At 42.5% G+C, this 1,594-nt stretch carries 1 protein-coding gene; it reads left to right on the top strand.

The genetic code is table 11. The features are described 5' to 3' along the window. Positions 1 to 255: 255 nt before the first annotated feature. Positions 256 to 1,464 carry an IS110 family RNA-guided transposase gene (locus tag AC6CIF_RS31800; protein WP_076215438.1) on the top strand — a complete coding sequence of 403 codons (1,209 nt, stop codon included), beginning with the start codon at positions 256 to 258 and terminating at the stop codon, positions 1,462 to 1,464. Positions 1,465 to 1,594 lie beyond the last annotated feature (130 nt).

Raw genomic sequence — 1,594 nt, 5'->3', positions numbered from 1 at the left:
CTGCCCGTTCGTATTATGAGATCAACCAGTTCTTTCTGGTTGATCCTTTTTTCATTTGTATAGAGGATTAAGATAGCCCGGTCGAACGTACCTGCCCGTGGGACTTGATCCCGAGTGCTATAGTGTTCGCCCTACTTGTCATGACCATGATTGAGGCTGGTTGGGACGTAAGATCCCGTATAACAAGCGATGCTATGGAGCGACAAGAAGAACCTTAGGGATGCCGGTGAATCTAAACTTACAGGGAGAGATGAAATGAATCCAGTTGTCGGTCTAGATATTTCAAAAGAAGAAAGTCATGGACAAGCCTTTTTAGCACGCGGAAAGCCTTTCAGAGGGACGTTCCACTTTGAGCACACTCGTGATGGTCTAGCCATTTTACATGAGGTTTTGAAGGATGTTGAGACTGTATCCAAACTTCGTCCTCTGCTTATTCTAGAAGCAACCGGCCATTACCAAAGTCCCGTTGTTCAGTTCTTAGAAGAACATCACTACATTTACATTGTCATTAATCCGCTCATCTCAAATCGGCTTAGAAAGTCTCAACTTCGTAAAGTAAAGACGGATGCTGCGGACGCTTACCTACTAGGAGAGTTGTACTACAAGGAAGAGTTTGAACCTTTTAAGATAAGAGGTGTGCAACTTCTCAATCTGCGCTATCTTACAAGACAGTATGAGTCCCTTTCAAAGATGTGTGTACAGACGAAGCTGCAATTCCAAGCCGTTTTAGATCAGGTTTTCCCAGCTTATAAAGGCGTCTTTGGAGCTATGTATTCCCGTATTTCACTACGGTTTTTAAGTGATTTTCCAACCTCATATTCAGTTTTGCAGACGGATGAAATTACACTCAAAGCTAAGATGAAAGAACTGCTTTCTTCGAAACGGGGGCGTTCTGAGGGCTGGATTAACCAACGGGTTCAGCGACTGCTACACGCGGCAAAGCAAAACCCATTTCAGCAAACCATGTATGCAAGCCACTTAATCAATTTGAAAGTTCTTATTACCCTTATTCTTCAGTACCAAGAGCATCTTGCTGAACTGGAACAGAACATAAATGCTCTGGCTGAAGAAATTGAAGAGTATGAATTAATTCAGTCGATTCCCGGTATTGGGCATAAAATTGCTGCAACAATTTTATCTGAAATTGGAGAAGTCGACCGATTTGATCACCCAAAAAAGCTAGTGGCTTTTGCAGGCATTGACCCGAGTGTCTTTGCTTCGGGTAAATTTACAGCAACTCGAAACCGAATCACGAAACGCGGTTCTAGGCAGTTGCGTTATGCCCTGGTAATGGCTGTCCAGTGTGGGCTTATACGCTCCCGAAATATACGAATCAAAGCGTTCTATGATCGCAAGAGAGCAGAAGGCAAACCACATAAAGTAGCTCTAATCGCATGTGCAAATAAGCTCGTCCATTGGCTCTATGCAATCTTGAGAAACAAAAAGGAATTTCGTCCAATTTAAAAGATTGCTATTGGAATAACCTTCCAAGACACGACGGAAATTGGAGGGTTATTTGGCATGCTCATTTTTACTATACCACATGATTTAGTATCATTTACTGGTAATCTTGACAAGCTATTAGCTGGTATAG

This window comes from Paenibacillus sp. GQ49 (assembly GCF_059759055.1).
The sequence above is the reverse complement of the archived record's forward strand: the minus strand, read 5'-3'. Positions and strand labels throughout refer to the sequence as shown.

What these genes read in the sequence shown, in the direction of transcription:
- AC6CIF_RS31800 (WP_076215438.1), top strand. Translation starts at nt 256, where the DNA reads ATGAATCCAGTTGTCGGTCTAGATATTTCAAAAGAAGAAAGTCATGGA.